This window comes from Pseudoalteromonas sp. Scap25 (genome assembly GCF_013394125.1).
In the GTDB taxonomy this organism is placed as follows: Bacteria; Pseudomonadota; Gammaproteobacteria; order Enterobacterales; family Alteromonadaceae; genus Pseudoalteromonas.
The window spans coordinates 1,854,858-1,879,401 of record NZ_CP041327.1 but is presented as its reverse complement, the minus strand read 5'-3'; the positions used below and the strand labels follow the sequence as shown (position 1 = coordinate 1,879,401).

Here is a 24,544-nt window from a genome sequence, read left to right as displayed (position 1 = left end):
ATGAAAAAGTTACTATTAACTTCAGCGTTATCAGCAGCGATGTTTATGACAGCTACCCATGCTAGTGCTGCAGACTATGTTATTGATACCAAAGGAGCACATGCCTTTGTTAATTTTAAAATTAAACATTTAGGTTACAGCTGGTTGCACGGGCGTTTTAACACCTTTGATGGGCAGTTTAACTACGACGCTAAAAATCCAAACGCATCTCAAATTAGTGTAAATATCGACACAGCAAGCCTAGATTCAAACCATGCTGAACGAGATAAACACTTACGCGGTGGTGACTTTTTAAATGTAAGCAAATACCCACAGGCTAGCTTTAAAAGTACAGCAATTAAGTTTGATCAAGACGGTGAAGAAGCCACAGTAACCGGTGAGTTTACCCTTCATGGTATTACTAAAGCAATTAGTTTTGAAATTGATAAGATTGGTGAAGGTAAAGATCCATGGGGTGGTTACCGTGTTGGTTTTGAAGGTGAAACCAGCTTAAAACTAGCCGATTACGGTATTGATTACGATTTAGGCCCAGCGTCAACGCACGTTGATATTGGTTTATTTATTGAAGGTATTCGTCAATAATACCGTTTTATAGTTAAAGCTAAGCGTTATCACGCTTAGCTTTTTTATTGTAAATGCGCTTCTAATTTTGATTTTAAGTGACTTGGTAACCACCGAGTTAATACTTGTTTATAGTCTTCAGTTTGCTTAATTAGTTTGAGTTGCTGATTGAGTGTGGCAATATCTTCTGCGCCTTGCTCGTTTTTAGTACAGCCAATGTAACCGTAACTAATTTTTGGTGCCTCAGTCAGCATGCGCTGCGTTAAATTGTCACTAAACCCCATCGTTTTTGCTAAATAATAATGCTCACTGGGGTAGCCTAATAAAATATCAATTCGCTCTAAGTTAAGCATATAGGTTAATGTACTGAGGGTATCGCGAGTAGGTCTAATGACAATATTTGTATTAGGTGTGGTATTAATTATTTTATCAATTTCACTGCCGTATGAGCGATTCATCGATACACCCAAGGTGAGCTTTTTATTTACTAATAAATTAGTTAACGACACTGATTTACTGCTTTCAATACCTAGCGAAATGCTCAGCTTTTGATGCATGGCAATAGATGGAGAAAGACCAGCTGTAGAGCTTTGATGCGTGAAATAAACACGTTCTTCGCGATATTTGTTTTTATAAAGTGATAATGCGCATGCATTTGATTGCAGGTTAGCGAGTTCCTGAATAACTTTACCAGAGGGAATAATGATACGTTCAAAGTTAATATGCGGAAGTTGTTGCTCTAATAGCGAAATAATACTTTCATCACGGCCCTGAGATTTATCCGGACCGCTCAAAATATAATAGGGCGCAAAGTCATGCGTTATCCATTTTATTGTTCTGGCATCACACTTTGTGCTTAAAAATACACAGACGAACAGTATTATCCACGAAAACCGCATTTTCACCACAACAAATAAATAAACATGGATTTAAGTGTAGTCAGTAATACACCAAAAAGTAAAATGCCAGCATAAAGCTGGCATTTTAATTTATTTATAAGTTAAACACTTATAAATGATAATTAACTGGCTTTCAGCCATTTTACAAATTGACGTGCATCACTTGCTTTTTGAAACAATGCATTTTTCAAACCTTGTGTATCGCTGAAGATTACACGATGTTTGTTAACCGAAATTGATTGCACTGGATGTGCTATTTGGATCATAGATCCGTTATATTTGTATGACATAATAAAACTCACTTTATTTTTGTTATTTATTCTGGGCTTTTTCTTAAAGCACATTACAGATGATAAATAATCTAATTGTGTTTAGCTTCATTACAGTGTTGACGATCTTTATGACACTTTTACGATGATATTAAAATAAATCATCAAGGTATTAATAGGGGTTCTCGCCGTACAATAACTTAGCTTTTGAATATACGTTTTGCGGGGCTTACTGGATCAGGGTAAAGAGGTTAACCGCTAGGGCTTTTTATAGCCAAGCATCGATCTTACGCCACAATATTTTTCTTTGCAAGCAATTTATTAAAATACTTTGAATCGAGAGCAATTCACGTATAGCCATAAATATTAATTCGTAAAGATCAACAGACTCAAATATATCTGACTATACTCAGTTTTTAACTGAGGGGGGTCAAATGAGTTCACTATCTGCGCCATATCAACATTTTTTATCTAATCCAATAGCAAAGCCGCCTTGTCGTATGCACAATGCGAATATGTATGGTTTTTTTGCTGAAATAGAATCTAAGAAAGCACAAAAGTACATTGATTCAACGTTAAACATAGGGGGTGAGGGTAATATTTATTTTAAAATACTTGGCGAGTTTGCACTTATTACATTTACAGATATTGAAAAAATAGCCTCAATGACCTCGCCATTCGATCAGCATGGTTGGATGCAAGAAACAGATATTATCATTTGGTTGCCTGTCGCTAAGGTTGAGGATGAAGATATAACCTACTTATATTGGTATCCAGCTTTTATCTGTGTTAACAACATTTATGCACTTATTAATGGTCGCGAAACATGGGGCTATAATAAGTATTTGTGTGACTACACCATGCCCAGCTGTGTATCGGAGCTATCGAATTTTTCAATATCTTTAGAGTGCTTCGAATATTTTTCTCCTGAATCTAAGCTACAAACGCATGAGTTATTTTCAATTACTATGAACTCTAAACACAAAGATAGCGATTTCTTCTCTATTATTGATGACTTTGGCGAGCAAGTAGCAAATTTGTTTTCTCGCAAACATTTAGGTATTGATTTTTCATTATTAAAGCAGCTATTGAGTGGCTTTGTTAATCCACAAATGGATCAAATATTGTTAAAACAATTTCCTGATGGCAGCGGTGATTCAGCGGTATACCAAAGCGTAATGCACTCACCCTCTGAGATTAAAAAAATACACCATTTTAAATTTTTAAAGCCAGAGTTTACTTTACACCTCAATAAATTAGACAGTTTCCCACTTGCCGACATGTTTGGTCTAAAGTTAGGTAGTCAAGCGTTGCATTTACCTTTTTATGTGCAAATGGACTTTGACCAGTTAGCCGCAACTAAAATTTAAATTGCTTAGAAGGATTTCCCATGAACCAAGAAAAAATCGTGATAATTGGTGGCGGTGTATCAGCAATGACTGCTGCATTGTATTTGACTGAGCAAAGTGACTGGCAACAGCATCGAGCTATCACTGTATACCAGCAAGGTTGGCGCTTAGGTGGTAAAGGGGCTAGTGGTCGTAATGCGGCCAGCGGGCAGCGTATTGAAGAGCATGGCTTACATGTATGGTTTGGTGCTTATGTAAATAGCTTTAAAACAATAGAAACGGTTTACACTAAATTACAACGGCCAGCCGATTCACCTTTATCTACATGGCAGCAAGCATTAAAACCGCATAGCTTTATAGCCTTAGAAGAATATATTGATGACCAATGGCAAACATGGCCAATTGATTTCCCATTACTTCCTGGGAACCCTGCTGATGGAAGTTTAGATATAACGCCATGGGATTTTATTAAAATGACCATAGCTTGGCTAAAAAAGTGGATATTTGATTTACAGTCAGCAGCAAAAAAAGCCAACAAAAATATACAACTAAGTACAAAAAAATCACGAGATCAATCTTTATTACGGCATTTGCACCAACAAATAACAGATTTGGTTGATGATACCGAAGATGCTTGGCAACAATTTGCTGATGATATAAAACAATATTCGAGTGAAGTTGCTTCTACTCCAAGCTTACTAATTAATACGTTAAATAAGTTTGCACACGCCGACAATACATTAAACCCCCAAGTACATGAGAAAAAAGATGGCCTTGTTATTTGGTATATAGTTAGAAAACTAAAGCGCTGGCTTAATAGCGAAATGATTGAGTTGTTAGACAATAATGCGCAGCTTAGACGATTATATATTTGCGCAGACCTTGCTATTGCAATGCTAGTTGGTTTGGTAAAAGACAAAGTATATCGAGATGGGTTTGATGTTATAAATAAATTTGATTTTAGGCAATGGCTTATAAGAAATGGGGCAAACGAGCAATACAGTGCTAATTCGGCGCCCATACGAGGGTTTTATGATTTGGTGTTTGCGTACCCTGCGGGTGACCTAAGTAAGCCCAATGTTGAGGCTGGTGTCGCATCACTGGCTATGTTACGCATCGCGCTGTGTTACCGCGGAGGGGTCATGTGGAAAATGCAAGCGGGGATGGGCGATGTCATCTTTGCTCCCTTGTACGAATTACTTAAAAAAAGAGGGGTTAAGTTTGAGTATTTTCATCAATTGCAAAACCTGACTCCCAGCCTAAGTGAGCAAGGAGAGAGTTTTGTCGAGAGCATTGAGCTTCAGCAACAAGTTTCTTTGCTCTCAGACGCAGAGTATAAACCACTGGTTAATGTTAAAAAACTACCTTGTTGGCCAAGTGAACCACTTTATGCGCAAATTAATAGTGAACAAGCCGCACTATTAAAGAAGCATGATATTAACTTAGAATCTTTTTGGTCAGACTGGCCGTCTCAATACGAAAACCATTTTGGGCAGCCACTGCCAATAAAAAAATTAAACTACAAAGAAGATTTTGACAGAATTGTGTTGGGTGTATCTGTGGCGTCACTTGAGCACGTATGCCCTTCATTATTAGCGTGGGATACTAAATTTGCAGCACAAGCAAAGCAAGTCAAAACGGTGGCAACCCAAGCTGCCCAACTATGGCTTAATAAAACAGACGAGCAATTAGGCTGGCAATATATTCCAAAGAGTAAAGAAGGCCCAATTCTAAGTGGCTTTAGCGAACCATTTGATACGTGGGCGGCAATGATGAATTTAGTCGACAAAGAGCAATGGCCTACTGATTGTCCTCCTAAAAACATTGCTTATTTTTGCAGTGTTTTTCCTTGTGAGCACTATCCACCAAAAAGTGAACATCAATTTCCTCTACAGGTTAAATCGCAAGTAAAGGTAAACCTAGAAGCAATACTAGAAAAAAACATGCAGTCTTTATGGCCGCTTGCATATCAAAATAATGAGTTTGATTGGTCTGTATTATATGAAATATCGTCATCAGGGGATGAACGATTAAATGCTCAATACTGGCGAGTAAACGTTGACCCAAGTGAGCGTTATGTTTTGTCAGTTGCTGGTTCAAGTAAGTATCGACTGGCGACAGATGAAACAAAATTTACAAACCTTTTTATTACCGGAGACTGGATTAAAACGGGTGTTAATGCCGGTTGTGTTGAAGCGGCTGTTATGGCGGGTATGCAAACAGCCAGAGCAATGGTGGGTTACCCACAACACATTAGTGGCGAAAATGCATTTGCAGTTATCAAAAATTAAAATACCCTTCTAGCACAGCTTTAATCGGTTGATTAGTATATAGTTAAACATGTTGTTTACATTTATTTAGCGTAAAGGTCACGTGAAATGAAAAATAAAGGCAAGCTTCTGAATAAAAATATATGGTTGGTATGCTTACCAGGTTTTTTACTACCACTGCAGGCGAAAGTTGTTGTAGAGGGTAAAAGTGATGATCAGCCTAATATGGAAATCATTGAGGTTTATGCGCAAAAAAGAGCGCAAAAAATTGAAGAAGTCGGCATTTCTGTTAGCACAGTAACAGGGGATGATCTCAAAGCGCAACAGGTTAAAGACTCAACAGAGTTATCTGTATTTGCCCCTAATTTAAAAATTAGCCAAAACGCAGCGGAAGGTACACCGCCAGCGGTTAATATTCGTGGTGTTGGATTAGTTGATTACAATACAGCTAATACATCGCCGGTGGCTATGTATGTTGATGAAATAGCCGTGGGCTCTGCCAGTAACCAAATTGTTAACTTGTTTGATATTGAGCAGATTGACATTTTGCGCGGCCCTCAAGGAACTTTATTTGGTCGTAATTCCACTGGTGGGGCTATTTTAATCCGCTCTAAACGCCCTGAGTTTGAACAAAGTGGTTATTTAAGTACAGGTGTTGCTAATAATAATGCAACCAGTGTTGATGCTATGTTTAATTCAGCTATTGGAGAAAACACAGCCGTTCGTGTTGCGCTAAACCATCAAAATTATGATTATTCTACAAACAATATTTTTGCTGATTCACCAACAGCGGGCATGCGGCAAACAAATGGTCGAGTATCTTTTTTAGCTGACTTTGACACTGTCCAGTTGTTGATAAAAGGGCATATTTCTGATTGGGATGGCATAGTTCAGCCTGTTGGCAGTATTGGGGTTATTGCAAACCCATTAACAGGAGAGCGATGCTCGCCAGCACAAGCAGGTTCAACCACCTGTTTTGATAACTTTGGATTTAATGATGGCAGTGATGATTTTTATACAGTAAGCGTTAATAATAATTCGCCACATAAAACCGATGGTAAGGGAGGGAGTGCCCATGTTAATTGGCAATTGGATACACACAATGAGCTTATTTCACTAACTAGCTATAACAAGTTAAAGCGTGATCATGCCTTTAACTGTGATGGCTCTCCAGCACGGTTATGTGAAGGCAATTTAGGTTTAAATACTGATTTAGTAACGCAAGAGTTTCGGTTGCAATCTCAGCTCGCAGAGCATTTTCTTACAACGGGAATTTATTATGCTGATGAGTCTATTATTCAAGACAATGTAAATGATATTTTACGAGATTATCGAGGCATTTTAGAGACAGATTTAACCGCTACTTTTTTCTATGATAATAGGATAAAAACAAAGAGCATTGCAGCGTTTACCCAACTTGACTATCAATTAAACCAAGATTGGCTAATTACCGCTGGGCTTCGTTATTCTTATGAGTCTTTAGATTACGACTCAACATCCCAGCTTAATATTATTTTAGACCCTAACGATTTAACCGGAGTTAAGGTGCCATTTTATCGTGTTCAGGGAGAGCAATCAGATAATGGCATTTCTGGTCAGTTGGCTGTGAACGTTAAGCTGGATGATGCGACCTATGGCTATTATCGATTTGCTAATGGCGCAAAAAGCGGAGGCTATAACGGTGGGTTTTTATCATCGGTTGAACAAGCACAGCTTGCTGATTATCAAAAAGAACGATTGAACTCACATGAAATTGGCTCAAAGTCTTGGTGGCCACAGTTGGGCATGCGATTTAATTGGGCTGCATTTTATTATGATTATAATGACCAACAGGTGTTTATGAATCAGCCTTCAGTATCTGATCAGAGCCCGCCTATTCAATTATTAGAAAATGTGGCAGATTCGACTATATATGGCCTAGAGGCTGATTTTGAGTATTGGCTGACCGATGATTTGAATGTTAAGTTTGCTATGGGTTATATACCCCATGCAGAGTTTGAAGAATATGTTGATCCTTTAGGTAACGCATTAACTGATAATCGCTTGCCATTTACCTCAAAATGGAACCTCAGTGCAGGCATTGAATACACGCTTGAGTTGGCGAATCACCCACTAACAACGCAATTATTAGTTGATTATCAATCCGACTATTATTTTGATCAGAATCAAAACCCTTATGCTATGCAAGATGGCTATAGTATTTTTAACGCAAACATACAGTATCAACATGATAACTGGGCGATTGCTATTTGGGGAAAAAACCTATTTGGTACGCAATATAGCCACTTAAAATTTGATTTAAGCTCTTTCCTTGGCATGCTTGAAGACTTTAAAGGTGAAGGCAGGCGTTTTGGTTTAGATGTTAGTTATCAGTTTTAATTTTAGTCTTTAAATTAAGGTGCGAAGTATGCCAATGAAGGCAGTTCTAAAGCTATTTTTATATTGTGTATTTTTGTGCTTTAGCAATTTAGCGCCGGCAGATACACTCGCTCCTATTGTTTATACTTTAAAACAACAAGATACTGATTTGCTCGGTCAGGGTCATGTATTTCAGGTAACGAGTGGTACTTTTCCCCGTAACCACAGTGAAATAGAAATGTGGCTTGAAGATAAACAACCACAATCAAGAACATCGTTTTTTGGTGGTAGTTTTTGGTTTGTCATAGCACTTGAAAATAAAACAGATTTAGATGAACTGGTGCTCTATCCGTATAACACGTTACTTTCAAAAATCGAAACCCGGATTTATGATATATCGAACTTTGATGAACCAATAAAGCAGTATGTCACTGGGGGGGGTTACCCAAATGAGTTTGCATTTCACTATGGGAATAAAGTTAAGCTGACGCCTAATCGTTCTTACGTATTAATTGCAAAATTTCAAAGTGAATATTTTTATACTCCACCAAAATTAGTGCTTTCATCTTATGACGATTTTTTTGTAAGAAAAACCTCAGACAACATGATTATGTTGCTGTGCTTTGGGGTTGGTATTGCGTTAGGTTTATACAATTTTCTTATTTACTTGGGTGATAGAGATAAAACCCATTTGTACTACGCCATGTTCACAGCATGCTGGGTGTTGGCTTGGAGTCAGTTTTTTCATATACCGGATCAAATTTTTGGTTTTTACAATGCCCATTTTCATTGGTTAGGTTTTACTTTAATTCCAATCACAAATATTTTATTTTTTAACAGCTTACTTAAATTAAAAGACACGTCTCCTAAGTTATCTCGATTATCAATCTACTTAGGCATTGTTGCCACCGCAGGCGCACCTTTTGCAATGGTTTGGCCTGGTTTTGGCTTTATTTGGGCCACTTTAGTAACAGGGGCAACTTTATCTCTAGGTATGGTTGTTGGTATACGAAGCTGGATCAGTGGCTTTAAACCAGCTCGCTATTTTGTTCTCGCCTATTTGGCTATGGCCATTCCTAATATGGTTGGCAATTTAACTAATCTAGGACTTATTGAGCCAATAAAAATGGATCTCTATTTACTTGGACTTATTGGCACAGCGCTCGATGCAGTATTACTTGCTTTTGCTGTCGCAAATAAATTCAGTATTTTGCATCATCAGAATGTTGAACTGACTAAAAATTTGGAACACAAGGTCGAACTGCGTACCCAAGAGTTACAACAATTGGCGGAAGAGCTTCGTGATGCAAGTGAAGCTAAAAGTCGATTTTTAGCTAACATGAGCCATGAGATCCGCACCCCAATGACATCCATTATTGGTTATGCTGATGGGATAATTTTAGGTGATATACAGCCTCATGAAAGAAATCATGGGATCAGGGTGATTTTGCAAAACAGTCGTCATGTACTTGGGCTAATTAACGATATTTTGGATATGTCGAAAATTGAGGCTAACCGTTTAGAGATAGAATTAGTTGAAACGGATTTGTTTGCCACTATTGCTGAAATTGAATCATTACTAGGAAAGCAAATCCGCGATAAAGGCTTAAAATTCAAAGTTGATTATCAATTTCCATTACCAGATTGGATAGTCTCAGATCCAACTCGACTTAGGCAAATATTATTAAATTTAGCAACCAATGCACTTAAATTTACTACCCAGGGCTACATAATGCTGACGGTGAGTTGCAATCAAAAGCAACTAATAATTAAAGTTGAAGACACCGGTATTGGTATGACCGAAAGCGAGCAAAAAGACCTATTTACTCCCTTTCACCAAGCTGACTCGTCAATTTCTCGTAAATACGGTGGTACTGGACTTGGCTTAAATATATCAAAAAGCTTAGCAAATAAACTAAATGGCGATATTACTGTATTTTCTGTGGTAGGTAGGGGTAGCGAGTTTTGCTTTACTATGGAGTTAAATACAACCGAACATACGCAATGGGTTAACGCATTTGACGATATACGTAAACCACAAACCAAAGAGCTATTTTTAAATAATAGTCAGCGAAATTTAGTGGGTAGAGTACTTGTGGCTGAAGACCATCCAGAAAATCGTCAGCTTATTAAGCGAATTTTAGAGCGGATGGGGTTAACCGTTGTCGCTGTTGAAAATGGTCGAGATGCAGCGCAAGCAGCGATGGATGAAAGCTTCGACTTAATTTTATTAGATATTCAAATGCCAATTATGGATGGTGAGCAAGCAATTAAGATTATACAAGCAACAGGGGTAACAACACCCATTGTGGCGCTCACTGCTAACACGATGAAGCATGAAATTGATCGCTATTTAAAACAAGGTTTTACTGATCATATTGCCAAACCTATAGATAGAAGCTGTTTTAGTAGTAAAATTGCAAGTTATCTTGATATTGATATATGCGAGAACATTAAGCTACCCGATGAGGAGTTTGCACTACTCAAGCAGGAATATATTAAAGGGTTAAATAAACAAAAAGACACGTTAGTGTCTCAATTTAAGCAGGGTGATATAACGGGTTTTGCACGCAGCGTGCATATGATCAAAGGAACGGCTGGAATGTTTGAATGCAAAGCGTTGTATAAACAGGCTGTTGATTTTGAAACAAACTTAAAGTCTTCACCTGACGCTTTCGACATACAACAAGTTGAGGCTCTACTCAATGCGATTGACGTTATTTTAACCGTTAAAAAAGCACCTTAAATTTTACATTTTATCGTTGAATAACCGCTATACGCTTTGTTATGAAGACAAGTAGGGTTATGCATGCTTAAATATATTCTCTTGTAGGAGGACGTATGCAGTATCAACATATTAAGGTGCCAGACAATGGCGACAATATTCACATTGATGATCAAGGACAGTGGCATATACCCGAACAACCTATTATTGCCTATATTGACGGTGATGGGGTTGGTTTAGATGTGATGCCAGTAATGCGTCAAGTAGTGGATGCTGCCATAGAGCATTGTTATGGCAAGGAACGTAAGATACATTGGATGCAGGTGTATAATGGTGAACAAGCGGCCAAGCTTTATGATGGCGACTGGTTCCCTCAAGAAACCATAAATGCGGTACGTGAATGCAAAATTGCTATAAAAGGGCCGCTAACCACACCTTTAGGTGGCGGGTTTCGCTCTCTTAATGTTGCGCTTCGCCATGAAATGGATTTATTTGTTAATATGCGTACTATAAAAGGCTTTAGTGCTTTACCCTCGCCATTAAAAAACCCCTTTACCACTAACATTACCGTGTTGCGCGATAGTAGTGAAGATGTTTATTCAGGAATTGAATGGCAGGCGGGGAGTGTTGAAAGTGAAAAAGTGCTCGATTTTTTGTGTGAAGAAATGGGCGTAACCCGTCTTCGTTTCGCTCAAGAGTGTGGTATAGGGATTAAAAATATATCTAAAGAAGGGTCAGAGCGATTAATACGCTTTGCCATTAATTATTCCCTTAAAAATGAGAGAGAGTCACTTACGTTAGTGCACAAAGGTAATGTTCTTAAATTTACCGATGGGGCGTTTAAACGCTGGGGCTTTGCGCTCGCAAAACAAGAATATAATGCCAAAGAACATGAAAATGGGCGTTGGCTTGAAATACAACGAACCAATTTACCCCCCTTGATTATTAAAGAAGTGATTGCCGATAATATGTTGCAGCAATGCTTGATGGATCCTGCGCAATTTGATGTGGTGGCTACTACAAATCAAAATGGTGACTTTTTAGCCGATATGCTCAGTGCACAGGTTGGGGGGGTAGGGATTATGCCTGCCGCCAATTTAAATACAGAGGTGGCTTTTTTTGAGCCGACACATGGCACGTTCGAGCGAATAGCTGGTCAAGATAAGGCAAACCCGAGCAGTAGCATATTAAGTTCAGTGTTAATGCTTAAGTATATGGGATGGGTTGAAGCGGCATGTTTAATCGAAAACGCCTTAGAAACTACATTTGCCAGTGGGCAGGTAACTTTTGATTTGGCTCATTCAAATCATAACTCGACAACCTTAAGCTGCAAACAATTTGCTAGTAAGGTTATCGAGCACTTTTAAACGACTGCATTGTTAAGCTGCTGAAGCGTTAGTGGCTGCTTGACGATGAACACATGGACGCTCTGTTAGCTCTGCTGCTCTGTGATAAAGCTCATGTGCACTTGGCTCGTCACATACAGTGCCACTGAGCGTGTCCATTAACGCAACTACAATAATGGCAGGTACTTGACAGCAGTATTCATCTAATACGGCTTCAGTTGTTTGTGCATCAACATGGCAATGAGGGTGGCTTTTACGTTGATAGGCACTCAATAAAGTGTTTACGTCAAGAGTATCGTTTTCTTGATGTTTATTTTTACGACATTTACAGCCGAATTCATCAACTAATGTGGCAAGTGACTGGTAAACGTGACCCGTCTCAAGCGGCGTATTTGGGCATAATTGTTGTTCAATGAAGTGATGTAAATTTGCATCAATGAATAACCCGTCTTGGTGTGTGAAGCTTGCTGATGTTTGCATAATTATTACTCTTAGTTTGTTGGCTTAACTTCACTGTAGCGCTAAGTATAATATTAATGAAATTGTTGTTTTCAATAATTGATATTGATTTAATCAATATTTTAATGTGTTACCTATCAACCACTGTATTTGCGAACGCTAATAACCCACGTCTAAGCCATTGATGCGCTGGTGTGTGGTGTAATAACGGGCTCCATATCATTTTTACTTCTATAGGGACGACTTGAAATGGTACTGGGCTAATCACTAAATTAGTGTGACTGGTTAATAGCTTTGCTTGACGACGGGGTAGCGTAGCTATGAGTTGCTCAGATTGACACAGTAAGCTGGCAATCATGTAATGGCGAGTAAATACGCGTATTTTACGGGTTTGTTCTAATTGCCACAAAGCTTCATCTACCCAGCCTAATTTTTGTTTTCCTGACTTATTGGTCACTGCGGGCTCTGGCCCCCAGCCTGCGCGGTTAACCCATATATGTTCGCTTTGTAGGTATTGATTTAAGTTAGCATGCGTTAAAAAATTATTATTTGGGTGGGTTAAACAACAATAATTATCTCGCCATACAGTCGCTTGATGAAAAGAGCGCGGCAGACCATTAAAACGATTTATTGCCAAATCGATAGTGCCTTTTTCCATATCTTGTAAATTTACATCACTGGGACTAAGCACATCAAAGTCAATGCCCGGGTTTTTAGCTAGTTGCTCGCAAATAAAGGGGGCAATTAGAGTCGATTCTAAATAATCGTTTGCCATAATACGAAATGTAACTTGCGCAGTTGCTGGGTTAAATTGCTCGCTTGGTTGAGTGATCTCCTCTGCCATTTTAAGCAGCGCTTCAATTTCAGGTTTGAGCGACAGTGCTTTGGCTGTTGGAGTCATAGAGCCCGCAGCTCGTACCAGCAAAGGATCATCAAATAAATCTCTTAAACGTTTTAACGCATTACTCATCGCTGGTTGAGTTAAAGCAAGCTTATTAGCTGCTTTTGATACGCTTTTTTCATCTATTAATACATTTAAATAGACGAGTAAATTGAGGTCGACATTTCTTATATTCATATGATCAATTTTATTTATTTGCTGTATTAATTACCTAAATTAAAGTGTGCTTGCTAAGGTGTAAACCTCTAATAAAAAATAATCAGCATAATTGCTAAAAATAGAAGCGCCTAAATCATGCCAAGCACGCTATTAACCTCTCAACATAATTCGGTACAATCCGTGGTCGCCACTAAGTTAGCCCGAGCGATATTTGCAGGCTTTGATGCTATGTTTGCACAATTTTTAAATATCACCTTAGGGGCACAAAGTCGCTTTGAACAACGCCAGTACCATGAGGTGCAAGCAGCAATGCGAGAGCGCTTACAAGTGTATGAACGCCAAGTAAAGCAAGTTAGTGAAGCTGTTAGAGTGATTGCTTATGATGAATTGAATTGCCCTCAAACATGGCAACGGGCTAAAAATATTTATGGTGAGATGGTAAAAGAGCATGAAAACCAGCCCATTGCGCATACATTTTTTAATTCTACTTTTGGCGCTATTTGGGATGATAAAAAAATTCGCACAGTTCACTTATTTGTATTAAAAGCAAAATACCGAGGGCAGCCGCGCTCTTATGAAGGGCTTGTAAGTCGTATCTCCTTAAAAGAAGGGTTTGATCAGGCAATTAAAGCCTTATTAAATGAGCAAGTGTTTAGAGTCCCCTTTAAAGATTTAAGTAGTGATTTAACTAAGTTACAAGCAACGTTAACGCAAGGTGCTCAGCAGCAATGTCGACAAGTATACGAATTAATAAACTTAAATGATGGTTATATCGAATATGCTAACTCGCATTTTTATCGTAATAAGGCCTGTTATGTCATAGGGCGATGTATTGCCAAAAATGGCGATAACATGCCCTTTGCAATTGCTATTTTAAATACCCCCGATGGGCTTACAATTGATGCTGTAATGATGGGGGCTGATCAACTAAGTTTATTATTTGGCTTTGCACGTACCTATTTTATGGTAGATACCGACCAACCTGCTCGTTATGTTGACTACCTCAGTGTATTAATGCCTCACAAACAACGTTTTGAATTATTTAATGCGATTGGTTTTATTAAACATGCAAAAACCGAATTTTATCGTTATAAAGTAGATACGACTAAAAGTAGTCCCGCAGAATACACGTACCACCTAGCGCCAGGGACTCCGGGTATGGTGATGCTAGTTTTTACCATTGACGGCCTAGATTATGTATACAAGGTAATAAAAGATAAGTTTAGTGCCCCAAAAACAGCAACTAAACAACAAGTAAAAGATAAATATAACTTTGTAAAACAAGCTGACAGAGTAGGGCGATTAGTTGACACTCATGAGTTTAGATACCTTGCATTTGACTTAAGCCGTTTTAGTGATGAACTGCTAATAGAAATGAAAAAACACATTGGCGATAGCTTAGTCATTTCCGGCAAAGCCTTAATACTAAAGCATGTTTACGTTGAGCGAAAAATGACACCGCTCAACCTGTATATCAATCAATGTAATAGTAAATCACTTCAGCAAGTGATGCTTGATTATGGTAAAGCGATAAAAGAGCTTGCCAGTGCAAATATTTTTGCTGGTGACATGCTGATGAAAAACTTCGGCGTAACACGTTGGGGGCGAATAGTATTTTATGATTATGATGAAATTTGCCCTCTCACCGATTGCAATTTTAGAGACGTGCCAAATACACAAAACGCGTTAGAAGAATTAAGCTCACACAGCTATTTTGATATTGACCAAAATGATATATTTCCCAGTCAATTTAAAGTGTTTTTTAGTGCCAGTAACAGTGCGTTTAACCACTTTAATCATTACCATAGTGATTTATTTACGGCAAAGTACTGGCAAATGATCCAGCAAGGAATTGAGCAAGGTCAGCTTCCAGATGTATACCCTTATAAGCAAAGTTGGCGTTTTAATACTATGTCAGTAAATTAACGCTGAGTTGGTTTCTTCAGGCACAGTTAACACGATAAGGATTATGATGAAATTTACTATATTCGCTTGCTTAGTTTTATTGCCATACTCTGTATTTGCCAATCCCCTATTAGGTACGTGGGAGTTTGTTCAAGGAAAATACGCGGTAGAAGATGGGTTTGTCAGCGCTAAAGCCCCAGAGATAACTTCAATCAAATTAGTAACAGCAACACACTTTAGCTATATCACAGAAAAAAATGGCCAATTTAGTTATGCTGGTGGTGGCCAGTACCAATTAAACGATGGGCAATTTATTGAAACCTTTGAGTATGGCAATATTGCATCATTGATGGGTAAAACCATGGCTTTTGATTATAAAGTTGAAGGGAATTTGTGGCATCATTCTCTTACAGAAAATGGCCAGCTAGTTGAAGCCGAAGTGTGGCGAAAAATCAAATAAACCCAATACAAGGAGACTTATGCAGTACATTTCACATCATGAGCAGCAGTTAGCGTTTTCGAAAACCGATAAACCGAAGGTTAACAATAATGAAGTGCTGGTAAAAGTGGCAGCGATTGGGGTTAACCGCGCTGATTGTATGCAGCGTCAAGGTAAGTATCCTGCCCCTGAAGGGGATAGCCCTATTTTAGGACTTGAGTGTGCAGGCACCGTGTGTGAGCTTGGCAGTGAGGTAGACCCTAAATGGCTCGGTAAGCGTATTTTTACTTTATGTGCTGGTGGCGCTTACAGTGAATATGTCGCAGTAGATGCGCAGCAGTTAATGATATTGCCTGATCATATCTCTATGGCGCAAGGTGCCGCTATAAGCGAAGTGTATTTAACAGCCTTTGGTGCGCTATTTGAATTAGGCAAGTTACAATCAGGGCAAACGGCGCTTATTCATGCAGGTGCTAGTGGTGTTGGTGGGGCTGCTATTCAAATGGCAAAAAGTGCTGGTGCACAAGTAGTGATTACCGCAGGTTCGGATGAAAAATGTGAACATGCTAAAAGGTTGGGTGCTGACCACGTAATTAATTATAAAACCACTGATTTTGTTGAGTATATGAAATCACATAAGCTCACTGCAAACGCAATTGTTGACCCTGTTTCTGGTAGCTATTTAAATAAAAATGCCATAGTGACCGCAATGGATTGTCAGATTATTATGCTGGCATTTTTAGACGGGCGCTTTGCAGAGGTAGACTTTGCACGTTTATTACAAAAGCGGATTTCGTTTCATGCATCAACACTTCGTAATCGCAGTATTGAGTTTAAACGCGCTCTGAGAGATGCCTTTGTCGCGCGTTTTTACGATGATATTGCCAACGAGAACTATGACTTTAATATTTATAAAACTATGCCATGGCAACAAGCTAGTGAGGCTCATGCCATTTTAGAGCGCAACGAAAATTCCGGTAAAGTGGTTTTGCTGGTTGAGTAACGTACATGAGCATAGCAGGATTAATATTGTTAATTAGGCTGTGCGCCCATATAATTTAGTGAACACTATAAAATATTAAGGCAAATAATGAATCCTATTATTGCAATATTAAAAGAGCACAACGTCAGTGATGAAAAAGTAGCCGCGTTGTTTGAAGCATTTACCCAAAACCCAATGATGGCTATGGCATTAGTGCAAGAGCTGGGTATACCACCAGAAAAACTTCAGCAATTAATGGCTGTAGTGATGACTCAACCGCATTTGATTAAAGAAGCTACTGATGAATTAGGGCTTGATTTTGCAAAAGTACAAGAAGCGAAAGACAAGTTAAATCAGCAGTAAACCATCTTTAGAGACATGTTTTATACATGTCTCTATCATTAAACATGTTTTGTTACACACTCCTTTGAACGGCTCTGCGTTTATACAGTCAAATAAATACTTAACCCATAGCAGAGACAAAACATGAAGCAACTTTATAAATTTTGGAAAAATAATCGCTCTTTAATTGTATTCATTATTTTAATGAGTGTATTTCGTAGTGCCGTCGCCGATTGGTACGAAATACCAACAGGTTCAATGAAACCGACTATTGAAGAAGGCGACCGAATCCTTACCGATAAAATGGCGTATGATTTACGTATACCATTCACGCATGTATCCCTGTTGAGAATGGCGGACCCACAAACTGGCGATATTATTGTATTTGACTCGAAAGTAGCGGATAACCGCTTGATCAAGCGCGTAATAGGTGTACCTGGAGATACTATTGTACTTAAAAATAATCAACTCATAATCAATGGTAAAAAGCTTAATTACACAAATTTGCAAAGTAATACGACTTCTTCAGATAAAATAGAAAACTTAAATGGTTATAAGCATTCAATCCGCGTTAGTAATACACGATCACGTTTATCGAGCTTTGATGAAATAACAATTCCTGAACATTACTATTTAGCTATGGGTGATAACCGTGATAATAGTGCAGATTCTAGAGTAATAGGGCTTATCCCACGTGATGAATTACTAGGTAAAGCCGAGCGTGTGATTGTATCGCTTGATTACGATAACTATTACTTACCTAGGACAGAGCGGTTCTTAAAACCTTTAGAGTAATAAAACAGTGGGTATAGAGGCTAACCAAGCATATGTTAGCCTTAATTCGTTTGTGGTTTTTCTAATCTATATCAATTGAATACGCTTCGAGTAGCTCATTTAGCTTCGTTTGCTCTGATGCATCAAACTCGATACCAACACTTAGGCGATTACCCTTCATTTGATTATTTCTGATATAGGACGTGACTATGACAGACTTATTGTCTATTGGTGACAAAATATGCACAAATACTTGGCGTTTTTTTAGCGCAACAAATCCAGAGCTCACATGTATCGCAAAGCGGCAGCCACTGGGTGAAATATCAATGATTAACCCATGCAATAAGCTCTTACTATCGGCGTCTACATCACCTTTGTGTAAACTTATTTTAGCTGGGATATGAGTTGGTAGCCTGCTTGTTTCTCGCAGCTGACGGCTTTCAATTTTTTTAGGGTAAGCTAAATAAATTAATCGTTCTGGGCGAAATGAAATTGCTAATATGCTGGTTGAAAAAGCCACACATTCACCGCGTTCATCTTCAATGATATAACGGACAATAGCGCCATTGCCTTCAACTAAAATATCGCTGTAATCGTTCTTACCTGCTTGAGCAGGGTATTTTAATATTAAATATTTACCGGTGTCATAGCCAATTAAAGTAAGCTTAAAGCGAACTTGAATAGGGTTGTTAAATTGTATATCGATCATCTTTCCAGGAAGTAAATCGAGGAAAAACTTCTTTTGGTCTTCGGTTGGATTATCTTCAACAGTGGTGTTATTGTTATTCGTTTCCACAAACTCTTTCTCAATATTAACAGACACTTAATTATCTTTTAATATAGTGTAAAAATCACTAGAATTAAAGGGGGGATTTAGGAGAGATAATTAATACTTTATGCTGGTTATAGTGAGTTTTTTCAGTTATAAGCTCCGGTTTATCTATAAAGCTGTTGCTATTTTGGCAACATTAAAGTAAAGAGCATACCTATAACACTTCAAGCGCTTTGCTATTGAAGCCATACCTATATAAACTTTATCACGTTAAGTATTATGGTTTTTGAGCTTATGTAGAGAATACTAGTGCTTGCAAAGCGATTGAGCAAAGGGTGATGGTACCACCTATCTACAATACTACTTAATTATTATATTGTGACATACCTAGGTCCTTGCAAATTTAACCTCAAAAGGTCAACTGGCCTTAAACACCATCTAAACGTTTAAATCAAAGTAGCACAAAGGATGATGATGATCGTTAACATACTTGATAAATTAATATTTGCTTGTGCTTTTATTATTTCATTGCAACTACCGCAGTTGAGTGATCATTACCAACAACATTTAGCGGGCTTGTATCATGCGACAAAGTGGCAAGTTGATGGCTATGCAAACACAGCAAAGCAATATAAATTTTCTAGTACACAAGCAATGATAAACCGTCATTTAGCAAATACTGAACCGAGTGTTAGAGCAGATGCAGAACAAAAACAGCAAACCTTGATGCTATTTGCTGACTTAAATCAAGGTATGAAGCTATTCGAGCAAGGTAATTTAGTGCAAAAATTGCTGTATATATTCTCCCCTGAGCGTTTCGACAGATTACAAAATACACTTGATAACTTTAAGTTAGGTATTCCTTTAACCACCAGTGCGTTATTGTTTGCGCTAATATCAGCTATCATATTAAATCAGCTCGTAATGTTGCCGTATACTTTATATGTTGCCCACAAAAAACGAAACGCAGCGAGTGCTTAATGACGTAATTACTGTTGGTGCTTTTTAATCGGCTTTTTAACGATAAAGGCGCCACGAATGTCACCCAGTTTAAAATCAGTTGCCTGATCATTAGGGTATAAAGTCGCTATTTTTTTAGAAACTGCGGGGGCAATGTGACTGCCATGACATGCCAAACACGCTTTTTGAGTAGGGATCGCTTTTACAAAATACCAGCCATCCGGTCTTTGCTCTTGATATTCTATGCTTGCTATAGGCTCGCCATTGAGCTTACGTTGTTCAAAGTTTAATAAAACATTTTTGAGCCATGCATCGGGTTGATTATCTGAGTTACGAGTTTTTAACGCACTGCGGCTAACTTGCCACTTACTATTGCTGTGTTGTGAAGCAATAGCGGGTGCTGCTATATTGCATACACTTATTGCCGCTAGTGGGCCGCTTTGCTTCATAGTACTAACCAGTACCTGTTTTAAATCAGTTGAAAATGCCTTGATGGTTTGTCGTGCCTCGTCGGTATTGTTAGCAAAAGCAGCGGATGAAATAAATAAACTGGAAAAAAGTAAAATAATGCGCATAATACACCTCTATATATTAGTAATATCTAATATATAGATGAACTGGTGTTTTTCAACTAAATCGTACAGTGTTTCAGCACTTTTTTATTTTTTGATGTACCGCGCCTAAAATCGATAAACAGTCCCAAGTGAGGATAATATGCATACTAGACAAGATGATAATAAAGTAATAAATCAACAAAACACCTATGATGCTGGTGGGCTTAGTGCTGATGATCCCTTGGCGGCAATTAAGGCTATTCGACTTGAGCAGTTGGCACAATGTCGGCTAAAAACACAAAAAGAAGTGCAAGCTGATCTTAAAAAAATAAACCCTAAGCGATAATAATTTGCTAAATTAAATTTATGAATCTTAAACTTCGGATAGTGCAATCAATTCCTTATCTATAAAACACCCTCATCAGGTTATTTCCTTTATTGCTTGGTTATGCGCCTTAGTTGTGCTGTTGATAGGGCTAATATCACCTAACAATAAAGAAATTTTATTGCTATTAACAGTGAGCTCGCTGTGTTTGCTGATGTTTAATAGTGTGGCAATTACGAGCTGGGTATTTCACCAGTTTAAAGATAAGCAGTTACACTTTATAGCGCTTCTATGTAGCGTAGCTTTAATGCTGTGCATAGTAGGGGATGTAATTAACTTTAACTTATCCCAGCACTATCATCGCTATGCAACGTTAATAAAGCATGACTATTTAATTGATTCAATTTTATTGTTTGCACCTGGCTATAGCCTTTTATTTTTAGCCTGTATGTTGGCCTATAAAAGGCAGCAAGCTATATCGCGACTAAAAAGCACCTGTTTCATAGTTGCGGTACTGGTTGTAAGTGCTACGTCACTCGCCTCTATGTATCTTGATGGAGCTGGTATACCAATTTTAGCTATGACAGGTTTTTATAGTGTGGTGGTAACTGCCGTGGGGCTTATGGGTCTTGTGTTGGTTGTTACTTATGGTGGTTTTTATGCCCCTAAACCAATTATATGGGTGAGCTTAGGGCTTTTACTAGCTGCATTGGCTGATGCCATTATTGGTGCTTTTTGGATTTATGGTAACCAAGGACAAGGTTTTTATCCTCAGGTGCGCTATATAAATTGGTTTATCTATATTAGCTCCCAATGCTTAGTGATTCATTTAGCAAAAGTAGTCGCTTTAGCTAAATAACGTCAACAATAAAAAAGCCGCTAAATATTTGGCGGCTTTTTAAACAAGCACAGTGCTTACATTACTCGCATACCAGGTTCTGAACCATCGTCTGGGTTAAGAATGTATATTTCTTTACCGCCCGGGCCTGCAGCAAGTACCATACCTTCAGACATTCCAAAGCGCATTTTACGTGGTTTAAGGTTCGCAACCATCACAGTTAGCTTTCCTTCGATGTCTTCTGGTGCGTAAGCTGATTTAATGCCTGCAAATACTTGGCGCGTTTCGCCGCCTAAATCAAGAGTTAACTTAAGTAGTTTGTCTGCGCCTTCTACGTGCTCTGCTTTAGCAATTTTAGCAACGCGTAAATCTACTTTTGCAAAGTCATCAAATTCAATCTCAGCTGCGATAGGCTCTTTTGCCAGTGGGCTATTAGGATCGATTTTGTCTTTTTCAGCGATTAAGCTTTCTTTTGATTCTTCAACCATTTTATTCACTTTGTCCATTTCAACACGTTGCATTAACGGCTTAAATTTATTGATAGGGTGGCTTATTAGTGCAGTTTGCACACCTTGCCATGTAAGCTCATCATTTAAAAAGGCTTCAACATTTGTTGCCATACCAGGTAGTACAGGCTTCAAGTAAGTGATCAGCACGCGAAATAGGTTAAGTCCTAACGAACATACCTGATGCGCTTCTTCTTGCTTAGACTCGTCTTTAATAAGCACCCAAGGCGCAGCATTATCAATAAATTGATTTGCTTTATCAGCAAGCGCCATAATTTCACGGATTGCGCGGCTGTATTCACGATTTTCGTAATGTTCAGTAATAGTGGCTGAGGCATTTTGAAACTCAGCAAGCAGCTGTGGTTCCATAATTGTGTCGCTTAACTTACCGTCAAACTTTTTAGTAATAAAGCCAGCACAACGGCTCGCAATATTAACTACTTTACCCACTAAGTCTGAATTTACACGCTGTGCAAAATCTTCTAGGTTTAAGTCTAAATCGGTAATACCACTATTAAGTTTAGCTGCGTAGTAATAACGTAAAAATTCAGGATCTAGGTTATCTAAATAAGTACGCGCTTTAATAAACGTGCCTTTTGATTTAGACATTTTCGCGCCATTCACCGTAACAAATCCATGAGCAAATACGTTAGTAGGCTTTCTAAATTGAGCGCCCTCTAACATCGCAGGCCAAAACAGGCTGTGGAAATAGATAATGTCTTTACCAATAAAATGATAAAGCTCAGCGTCAGACCCTTCTTGCCAAAAAGCATCAAAGTCGATGCCTTGTTTGTCACATAAGTTCTTAAAGCTCGCCATATAACCAATAGGCGCATCTAGCCATACGTAAAAATATTTACCTGGTGCGTTTGGAATTTCAAAACCAAAATAAGGTGCATCACGGCTTATGTCCCACTGCTGCAAACCATCGGCAAACCACTCATCTAGCTTGTTCGCCATTTCTTGCTGGATTGTGCCTGAGTGTAGCCATTCTTTAAGCATGCCTTCAAAGGCTGGTAAGTCAAAAAAGTAATGCTCAGAATCTTTTAAAATAGGCTCAGCACCCGACATGACAGAGCGTGGGTTGATTAGCTCTGTTGGGCTATAAGTTGCGCCACAGGCATCACAGCTATCACCATTTTGATCTTCTGATTTACAGGTAGGGCAGGTGCCAGTAACAAAGCGGTCTGGCAGAAAAATACCTTTTTCTGGATCGAATAACTGAGAAATAGTGTGCTTTTTAATATGACCGGCATCGTTAAGGCGGTTATAAATAAGCTCACTAAATTCTTTATTTTCTTGGCTGTGAGTGCTGTGGTAATTATCAAATTTGATATTAAAATCAGCAAAATCGCGTTGGCGTTCTATGCTAACGTTTTTAACCATTTCCTCTGGCGTGATCCCTTGCTTTTGCGCATTAAGCATAATAGGTGTGCCATGAGCATCATCGGCGCACACATAGTATGCTTCGTGGCCTTGTAGTTTTTGAAAACGTGACCAAATATCAGTTTGAATATACTCTAATAAATGCCCTAAATGGGTAGGGCCATTGGCATAAGGTAATGCGCTAGTAATCAGGATCTTTCGCTGTGCCATAATCATTCCGAATTAAGCGTTCCTAGTCAGGAACAGATGAAAATTATTACATTATCGATAAGCGGGGTGCTAACAGAGTACACTGCTTATGGATATTTACTAATTGACTGGTGTTAATGCCCTGAATGTTACATAATTCCGTGGCACTTTTCATCAAAGAAACGCTATTTTATTGCTATGTTTGGACTGTCGAAACTATTCTCTGCTAAATCGGTGCAAAAACAACCGATTATTTCTGCTCTAGCGGCCTATCGCAGCGCCGCTTTTGCTGTGGGTATTGAGCAAGATTTTATTGCTGATATTACTCAAAACACCGATAAATCAATTACTGTTAAACTCATTCTTCCGTTTGCCGCGCAATCTGAAATGCCCTATGTCGCTAAATTTTTAGCTGAGCGACTTAAAACTGAAGTAAATGTAAGCGCGGTGGTTGCACTTAAAGAACCAGCAAAATTTAAAGCTATAAAACATATTATCTTAGTGGCCTCAGGTAAAGGCGGAGTGGGTAAGTCAACTACTGCTGTTAACATTGCTGGGTCGCTTAAAAATGAAGGCGCTAAAGTAGGTATTTTAGATGCTGACATTTACGGCCCGTCTATTCCTATGTTGTTCGGTTTGGTAGGCAGTGAGCCTGTTACTAAAGACAACAAACAATTACAACCATTTGATGCCAGCGGCATTAAAGCGCAATCTATCGGCTTTTTAGTGCCTAGCGACGATGCTACCGTATGGCGAGGCCCCATGGCCTCAGGTGCACTTAGTCAGCTATTAAATGAAACCGATTGGGGTGAGCTTGATTACTTAATCGTCGATATGCCCCCAGGCACTGGCGATATTCAATTAACCATGAGCCAAAAAGTTCCAGCCAGTGGCACTGTAATTGTTACTACGCCACAAGACTTGGCGTTGGCAGATGCGCAAAAAGGCATCGCTATGTTTAATAAAGTAAACGTGCCAGTGCTTGGTTTAATTGAAAATATGAGCCATTACATTTGCGGCCATTGCGGCGAGGCTAATCATGTATTCGGTAAAGATGGCGCACAAAAATTAGCCATGAAGCATGGTGTTCCTGTGCTTTCGCACATTCCGCTTGCGATTAATATCAGAGAATCCTCTGAACAAGGTAAATTGATTGCCAATGATGCAAGTGCCGCTATAAGTGAAACCTACAGTGCAGCCGCACGGCTCATTGCCAGCACGCTTTACTATCAACAACATCACAACGCGATTGAAGTTGTGATTACGGAAGATTAAA

Annotated in this window: 22 protein-coding genes; 15 read left to right on the top strand and 7 right to left on the bottom strand. The window is 38.6% G+C overall.

The genetic code is table 11. The features are described 5' to 3' along the window. A complete protein-coding gene (locus tag FLM54_RS08630; RefSeq protein ID WP_178956163.1) occupies positions 1 to 582 on the top strand; it encodes a YceI family protein in 582 nt (193 codons plus the stop codon). Between the two features lie 44 nt (positions 583 to 626). Here the strand turns inward: FLM54_RS08630 and FLM54_RS08625 are convergent, their stop codons facing one another. Then, the gene (locus FLM54_RS08625; RefSeq protein ID WP_178956162.1) at positions 627 to 1,460 is read right to left on the bottom strand and encodes a transporter substrate-binding domain-containing protein; all 834 of its coding nucleotides are present in this window, start codon (positions 1,458 to 1,460) and stop codon (positions 627 to 629) included. A 122-nt stretch (positions 1,461 to 1,582) separates the two neighbouring features. Then, positions 1,583 to 1,750 carry a hypothetical protein gene (locus FLM54_RS08620; RefSeq protein WP_007375427.1) on the bottom strand — a complete coding sequence of 56 codons (168 nt, stop codon included), beginning with the start codon at positions 1,748 to 1,750 and terminating at the stop codon, positions 1,583 to 1,585. 413 nt (positions 1,751 to 2,163) lie between these two features. Here FLM54_RS08620 and FLM54_RS08615 point away from each other — a divergent pair, with 413 nt between their 5' ends. The 5 genes from FLM54_RS08615 to icd all read left to right on the top strand — a co-directional run bounded on the left by FLM54_RS08615 (position 2,164) and on the right by icd (position 11,798). Beyond that, positions 2,164 to 3,099, top strand: a complete 936-nt coding sequence (locus FLM54_RS08615) for an acetoacetate decarboxylase family protein (protein WP_178956161.1) — start codon at positions 2,164 to 2,166, stop codon at positions 3,097 to 3,099. Between the two features lie 20 nt (positions 3,100 to 3,119). Continuing rightward, on the top strand, positions 3,120 to 5,369 hold the full coding sequence (locus tag FLM54_RS08610; protein WP_178956160.1) for an NAD(P)-binding protein: 2,250 nt from the start codon (positions 3,120 to 3,122) through the stop codon (positions 5,367 to 5,369). 87 nt (positions 5,370 to 5,456) lie between these two features. After that, positions 5,457 to 7,727 carry a TonB-dependent receptor gene (locus FLM54_RS08605; protein ID WP_178956159.1) on the top strand — a complete coding sequence of 757 codons (2,271 nt, stop codon included), beginning with the start codon at positions 5,457 to 5,459 and terminating at the stop codon, positions 7,725 to 7,727. Between the two features lie 28 nt (positions 7,728 to 7,755). Beyond that, positions 7,756 to 10,452, top strand: a complete 2,697-nt coding sequence (locus FLM54_RS08600; RefSeq protein WP_178956158.1) for a 7TM diverse intracellular signaling domain-containing protein — start codon at positions 7,756 to 7,758, stop codon at positions 10,450 to 10,452. A 95-nt stretch (positions 10,453 to 10,547) separates the two neighbouring features. Beyond that, complete coding sequence (gene icd, locus FLM54_RS08595; RefSeq protein ID WP_178956157.1) at positions 10,548 to 11,798, top strand: NADP-dependent isocitrate dehydrogenase; 1,251 nt, start codon at positions 10,548 to 10,550, stop codon at positions 11,796 to 11,798. Between the two features lie 12 nt (positions 11,799 to 11,810). Here the strand turns inward: icd and FLM54_RS08590 are convergent, their stop codons facing one another. Further along, a complete protein-coding gene (locus FLM54_RS08590; protein WP_178956156.1) occupies positions 11,811 to 12,257 on the bottom strand; it encodes a hypothetical protein in 447 nt (148 codons plus the stop codon). 109 nt (positions 12,258 to 12,366) lie between these two features. Then, entirely contained in the window at positions 12,367 to 13,314 is a 948-nt protein-coding gene (locus tag FLM54_RS08585; RefSeq protein ID WP_178956155.1) for a LysR family transcriptional regulator, read from the bottom strand. A gap of 117 nt (positions 13,315 to 13,431) precedes the next feature. Here FLM54_RS08585 and aceK point away from each other — a divergent pair, with 117 nt between their 5' ends. The 5 genes from aceK to lepB all read left to right on the top strand — a co-directional run bounded on the left by aceK (position 13,432) and on the right by lepB (position 17,759). Then, positions 13,432 to 15,222, top strand: coding sequence for a bifunctional isocitrate dehydrogenase kinase/phosphatase (gene aceK, locus FLM54_RS08580; protein WP_178956154.1), 1,791 nt, complete (start codon positions 13,432 to 13,434; stop codon positions 15,220 to 15,222). Between the two features lie 46 nt (positions 15,223 to 15,268). Further along, positions 15,269 to 15,661 carry a hypothetical protein gene (locus FLM54_RS08575; RefSeq protein ID WP_178956858.1) on the top strand — a complete coding sequence of 131 codons (393 nt, stop codon included), beginning with the start codon at positions 15,269 to 15,271 and terminating at the stop codon, positions 15,659 to 15,661. Positions 15,662 to 15,680: 19 nt separating this feature from the next. Next, positions 15,681 to 16,643 (top strand): zinc-binding dehydrogenase, encoded by a 963-nt coding sequence (locus FLM54_RS08570; protein WP_178956153.1) that lies wholly within the window; start codon positions 15,681 to 15,683, stop codon positions 16,641 to 16,643. Positions 16,644 to 16,730: 87 nt separating this feature from the next. Then, entirely contained in the window at positions 16,731 to 16,985 is a 255-nt protein-coding gene (locus tag FLM54_RS08565) for a DUF2999 family protein (RefSeq protein ID WP_008113615.1), read from the top strand. 123 nt (positions 16,986 to 17,108) lie between these two features. Continuing rightward, a complete protein-coding gene (gene lepB / locus FLM54_RS08560) occupies positions 17,109 to 17,759 on the top strand; it encodes a signal peptidase I (protein ID WP_178956152.1) in 651 nt (216 codons plus the stop codon). 61 nt (positions 17,760 to 17,820) lie between these two features. Here the strand turns inward: lepB and FLM54_RS08555 are convergent, their stop codons facing one another. Continuing rightward, positions 17,821 to 18,561: a flagellar brake protein gene (locus tag FLM54_RS08555; protein ID WP_232735506.1), complete on the bottom strand. Its 741-nt coding sequence runs from the start codon at positions 18,559 to 18,561 to the stop codon at positions 17,821 to 17,823. A gap of 423 nt (positions 18,562 to 18,984) precedes the next feature. On the opposite strand from FLM54_RS08555, the gene FLM54_RS08550 reads away from it, so the two are divergent. Next, positions 18,985 to 19,491 carry a DUF2937 family protein gene (locus FLM54_RS08550; protein ID WP_138606013.1) on the top strand — a complete coding sequence of 169 codons (507 nt, stop codon included), beginning with the start codon at positions 18,985 to 18,987 and terminating at the stop codon, positions 19,489 to 19,491. An 8-nt stretch (positions 19,492 to 19,499) separates the two neighbouring features. Here FLM54_RS08550 and FLM54_RS08545 read toward each other — a convergent pair whose 3' ends face one another. After that, complete coding sequence (locus tag FLM54_RS08545) at positions 19,500 to 20,045, bottom strand: DUF3365 domain-containing protein (protein WP_138606015.1); 546 nt, start codon at positions 20,043 to 20,045, stop codon at positions 19,500 to 19,502. A gap of 139 nt (positions 20,046 to 20,184) precedes the next feature. On the opposite strand from FLM54_RS08545, the gene FLM54_RS08540 reads away from it, so the two are divergent. Together FLM54_RS08540 and FLM54_RS08535 are read left to right on the top strand one after the other, a co-directional pair. Next, complete coding sequence (locus FLM54_RS08540; protein ID WP_178956151.1) at positions 20,185 to 20,370, top strand: hypothetical protein; 186 nt, start codon at positions 20,185 to 20,187, stop codon at positions 20,368 to 20,370. A gap of 205 nt (positions 20,371 to 20,575) precedes the next feature. Beyond that, on the top strand, positions 20,576 to 21,208 hold the full coding sequence (locus FLM54_RS08535; protein WP_256872081.1) for a hypothetical protein: 633 nt from the start codon (positions 20,576 to 20,578) through the stop codon (positions 21,206 to 21,208). A gap of 56 nt (positions 21,209 to 21,264) precedes the next feature. Here FLM54_RS08535 and metG read toward each other — a convergent pair whose 3' ends face one another. Continuing rightward, a complete protein-coding gene (gene metG / locus FLM54_RS08530) occupies positions 21,265 to 23,289 on the bottom strand; it encodes a methionine--tRNA ligase (protein ID WP_041708923.1) in 2,025 nt (674 codons plus the stop codon). 177 nt (positions 23,290 to 23,466) lie between these two features. Here metG and apbC point away from each other — a divergent pair, with 177 nt between their 5' ends. Further along, complete coding sequence (apbC, locus tag FLM54_RS08525; protein ID WP_138606020.1) at positions 23,467 to 24,543, top strand: iron-sulfur cluster carrier protein ApbC; 1,077 nt, start codon at positions 23,467 to 23,469, stop codon at positions 24,541 to 24,543. Position 24,544: the final 1 nt, after the last annotated feature.

What these genes read in the sequence shown, in the direction of transcription:
- FLM54_RS08630 (WP_178956163.1), top strand. Translation starts at nt 1, where the DNA reads ATGAAAAAGTTACTATTAACTTCAGCGTTATCAGCAGCGATGTTTATG.
- FLM54_RS08625 (WP_178956162.1), bottom strand. Translation starts at nt 1,460, where the DNA reads ATGCGGTTTTCGTGGATAATACTGTTCGTCTGTGTATTTTTAAGCACA.
- FLM54_RS08620 (WP_007375427.1), bottom strand. Translation starts at nt 1,750, where the DNA reads ATGTCATACAAATATAACGGATCTATGATCCAAATAGCACATCCAGTG.
- FLM54_RS08615 (WP_178956161.1), top strand. Translation starts at nt 2,164, where the DNA reads ATGAGTTCACTATCTGCGCCATATCAACATTTTTTATCTAATCCAATA.
- FLM54_RS08610 (WP_178956160.1), top strand. Translation starts at nt 3,120, where the DNA reads ATGAACCAAGAAAAAATCGTGATAATTGGTGGCGGTGTATCAGCAATG.
- FLM54_RS08605 (WP_178956159.1), top strand. Translation starts at nt 5,457, where the DNA reads ATGAAAAATAAAGGCAAGCTTCTGAATAAAAATATATGGTTGGTATGC.
- FLM54_RS08600 (WP_178956158.1), top strand. Translation starts at nt 7,756, where the DNA reads ATGCCAATGAAGGCAGTTCTAAAGCTATTTTTATATTGTGTATTTTTG.
- icd (WP_178956157.1), top strand. Translation starts at nt 10,548, where the DNA reads ATGCAGTATCAACATATTAAGGTGCCAGACAATGGCGACAATATTCAC.
- FLM54_RS08590 (WP_178956156.1), bottom strand. Translation starts at nt 12,257, where the DNA reads ATGCAAACATCAGCAAGCTTCACACACCAAGACGGGTTATTCATTGAT.
- FLM54_RS08585 (WP_178956155.1), bottom strand. Translation starts at nt 13,314, where the DNA reads ATGAATATAAGAAATGTCGACCTCAATTTACTCGTCTATTTAAATGTA.
- aceK (WP_178956154.1), top strand. Translation starts at nt 13,432, where the DNA reads ATGCCAAGCACGCTATTAACCTCTCAACATAATTCGGTACAATCCGTG.
- FLM54_RS08575 (WP_178956858.1), top strand. Translation starts at nt 15,269, where the DNA reads ATGAAATTTACTATATTCGCTTGCTTAGTTTTATTGCCATACTCTGTA.
- FLM54_RS08570 (WP_178956153.1), top strand. Translation starts at nt 15,681, where the DNA reads ATGCAGTACATTTCACATCATGAGCAGCAGTTAGCGTTTTCGAAAACC.
- FLM54_RS08565 (WP_008113615.1), top strand. Translation starts at nt 16,731, where the DNA reads ATGAATCCTATTATTGCAATATTAAAAGAGCACAACGTCAGTGATGAA.
- lepB (WP_178956152.1), top strand. Translation starts at nt 17,109, where the DNA reads ATGAAGCAACTTTATAAATTTTGGAAAAATAATCGCTCTTTAATTGTA.
- FLM54_RS08550 (WP_138606013.1), top strand. Translation starts at nt 18,985, where the DNA reads ATGATCGTTAACATACTTGATAAATTAATATTTGCTTGTGCTTTTATT.
- FLM54_RS08545 (WP_138606015.1), bottom strand. Translation starts at nt 20,045, where the DNA reads ATGCGCATTATTTTACTTTTTTCCAGTTTATTTATTTCATCCGCTGCT.
- FLM54_RS08540 (WP_178956151.1), top strand. Translation starts at nt 20,185, where the DNA reads ATGCATACTAGACAAGATGATAATAAAGTAATAAATCAACAAAACACC.
- metG (WP_041708923.1), bottom strand. Translation starts at nt 23,289, where the DNA reads ATGGCACAGCGAAAGATCCTGATTACTAGCGCATTACCTTATGCCAAT.
- apbC (WP_138606020.1), top strand. Translation starts at nt 23,467, where the DNA reads ATGTTTGGACTGTCGAAACTATTCTCTGCTAAATCGGTGCAAAAACAA.